General features: G+C 76.0%; 3 protein-coding genes. 2 read left to right on the top strand and 1 reads right to left on the bottom strand.

All coding sequences use genetic code 11. The features are described 5' to 3' along the window. Positions 1-130: 130 nt before the first annotated feature. Positions 131-652, bottom strand: a complete 522-nt coding sequence (locus ACWEVO_RS34075) for a VOC family protein (protein ID WP_452311528.1) — start codon at positions 650-652, stop codon at positions 131-133. A 50-nt stretch (positions 653-702) separates the two neighbouring features. On the opposite strand from ACWEVO_RS34075, the gene ACWEVO_RS34070 reads away from it, so the two are divergent. Both ACWEVO_RS34070 and ACWEVO_RS34065 read left to right on the top strand, forming a co-directional pair. After that, positions 703-1,164, top strand: a complete 462-nt coding sequence (locus tag ACWEVO_RS34070) for a MarR family winged helix-turn-helix transcriptional regulator (RefSeq protein WP_452311527.1) — start codon at positions 703-705, stop codon at positions 1,162-1,164. Positions 1,165-1,221: 57 nt separating this feature from the next. Further along, positions 1,222-2,820 (top strand): tetratricopeptide repeat protein, encoded by a 1,599-nt coding sequence (locus tag ACWEVO_RS34065; protein WP_452311526.1) that lies wholly within the window; start codon positions 1,222-1,224, stop codon positions 2,818-2,820. Positions 2,821-2,929: the final 109 nt, after the last annotated feature.

Below are 2,929 nucleotides of genomic sequence, written 5' to 3'. Positions count from 1 at the left end.
CCCGCCGGGAGCGGTGCAACGCTCCCGGCAGCCAGTGGTCGAGCTGGCGGACGAGCAGCTCGCGCAGGACGGCGTCGGTCGACATGGTGCCGTTCTACCGCACCGACCCGGCGGCCGGTGCGGCGGTGCGTCAGGCGGGGACGGAGATGCCCACGCCACCGCGGGTCTGGCCGCCGTAGCGCCGCCGCTCCCGGTCGAGGTCGAGCCGGCCGATCCGCTTGCGGGCCGCCAGGGCGTCGTCGTCGAGCAGGTCGGCCGGGACGATCCAGACGATCTCGAACTCCAGGCCGTCCGGGTCCTGGCCGTAGAGGCTCTTGGTGGTGCCGTGGTCGGAGGCGCCGACCAGGGCCCCGGCGGCGGAGAGCCGCTCGGCGGTGGCGGCCAGCTCGTCCAGGGTGTCGAGCTCCCAGGCCAGGTGGTAGAGGCCGACGGTGGCCCGGCCGGCCGGGGACGGCCCGGCGGCGGCGCCGATCTCGAAGAGGCCGAGGTCGTGGTCGTTGGTGGAGTCGGGCGCCTGCAGGAAGGCGGCGCCCCGGAACCCGTCCGGCGTCATCGGCACCGGACGGAAGCCCAGCACGTCGCGGTAGAAGGCGACGCTGCGCTCGAGGTTGCGGACGTAGAGCACGGCGTGGTTGAGCCGGTGGATTCCCATGCCGTCGACGGTACCCCGATTTAATTGAGCGTTCAATAACCTCGACTATGATGGTCGCCATGACCCGGTGGCTGGACCCAGACGAACAGCGGACCTGGCGCGCCTTCCTCGCCGCCAGCCGGGCGTTGATGGACACCCTCGACCGCGAGCTGCAACGTGACGCGGGGATGCCGCACGCCTACTACGAGATCCTGGTCCGGCTCTCCGAGGCCGCCGAGCGCCGGCTGCGGATGAGCGAACTCGCCGAGGCCACCGGCTCCTCGCGCAGCCGGCTCTCGCACGCCGTCGCCCGGCTCGAAGCGGCCGGCTGGGTCCGTCGCGAGGAGTGCCCCACCGACCGGCGCGGCCAGATCGCGGTGCTCACCGACGCCGGCTTCGCCACCCTCGCCGCCGCCGCGCCCGGCCACGTCGAAGGGGTACGCCGGCACCTCTTCGACGCGCTGAGCCCGGCCCAGGTGGACCAGCTCCGGCGGATCAGCGAGACCCTCGCCGACCACCTGACCGGATCCTGACCAAACTGATCCACTCCGGGGCTTGTACTTACCGTCGTCGGATGAGCACGATGGGGCGTGTCCTCCGGCTTCGGTGAACTGACTGTCCAGGCGCACCACCTGGTGTCCGAAGGCGACCTCGCCGGTGCCCAGCGACTGCTCGCCGACGCGCTGACCGACGCCGATCCGCGTCCCGCCAACGCCTCCCCCGAGCTGGCCGACGCCGCCGGCCTGCAGGCCCGGGTGCTGGTCGCCCTCGGCGAGCCGCACTCCGCGCGCGGCTGGGCCGCCTTCGCGTACGCGGCGGCCACCCGGCTGTACGGCCGGTCGGACGAGCGCACCGTCACCGCCGCGGCCACCCTGGCCGCCGTGCTGCACCGGGTGGGCAGCGACGCCCGGGCCGCCCGGCTCTATTCCGACGTCATCATCGAGCTGACCGCCCGCGACGGCCCGGAGTCGCAGCGGGTGCTGGCCGCCCACGCCGACCTGGCCACCGTGGAGTACGCGCGGGGCGAGTGCGAGGTCGCCCGGGACCGCCTCCAGGACGCCTGGGAACTGCACCGGGAGGTGTACGGCGACGGCCATCCCAGCGGGATCAAGATGCTGGCCAAGCTCGGCGCGATGGAACGCGACTGCGGCCGGTACGCCGAGTCCGACGAGCACCTGACCCTCGCCGAGGAGTTGTGCGCGGCCCATCTGGCCCCGGACGACGCGCTCGCCGCGCAGGTCGCCACGCTGGCCCGGGCCGCCGCCGACCCGGACCACGTCTGCGCCGCGCCGGCGCCGCCGGCCCGCGAGACGCCCGTGGTGCCCGGCGCCCGGGTCCCCCCGGCCGCCGAGGGGCCGCCGGAGCCGCTGCTCCCCGACCCGCCCGAGCACACCACCGAGCCGCCGCCGGAGCAGCTTCTCTACTACCCGCCGGACCGCTCCGCGGAGGCGGCCGAGACGGCCTACCCGAGCGTGCCCACCCCGCGTACCCCACCGGACGCGGACGACGACCTCGCCGGGCCGCCGGACGACTGGTGGCCGCCGGAGGAGCCGCTGCTCGACGATCCGGCCGCCGGGGAGAGCGCGCTGCCGCCGACCGTGGTCGGACTGACCGAGGAGGAGCCCGCCGGAGTGCGCCGGGTGCCCGGCGCCACCGAGCCCGACCCGCCGTCGCCGTACCTGCCGGTGCACGTGCCCCGCCCGCCCGCGCCCGAGCGCCGGGCCACGCCCTGGCTGCCGCTGGTGGTGGCCGGGGTCATCGTGGCCCTGCTGCTCGGCACGATCGCGGTGGTGGCGGGGGTGTCCCGGGTGGACCGGTCGCGCGGCACCCCGCCGCCGGCCCGCACCACCGCCGGCGTTTCGCCGGGTGGCACGTCCGCCGCACCCACCGGCACGCCGGCGGCCGCCCCCGCCTCCCCGGGCACCCCGCCCGGCCGGGTCCGGCTCACCGACCGGCGGGACAGCATCGTGCTGAGCTGGACGTACCCGGCCGGTGCGGAGGGGCCGGTGGTGATCGCCGGGGGCCGCTCGCGGGACAGCCAGCACACCTTCGAGGAGCTCCCGGCCGGCACCGACAGTTACACCGCGTACGGGCTGAGCCGCAGCCAGGACTACTGCTTCACCGTCGCGGTGGTCTGGTCCACCGACACGGTCGCCCGGGCCGCCCCGGTCTGCACCCGCCGCGGCTGACCCCCTCAGCAGTGCGGCGTCGGCCCGGGCCGGCGTGGCCGGGTGACGTCGGCGGCCTCCGCGCTAGTCCGCGTCGGGCTCGGCCAGCGCCGGCAGTCGTACGCTCACC

This window comes from Micromonospora sp. NPDC003776, assembly GCF_053605645.1.
Note: the sequence above shows the minus strand (reverse complement) of the source record. Positions and strands in the feature narration are given on the sequence as shown.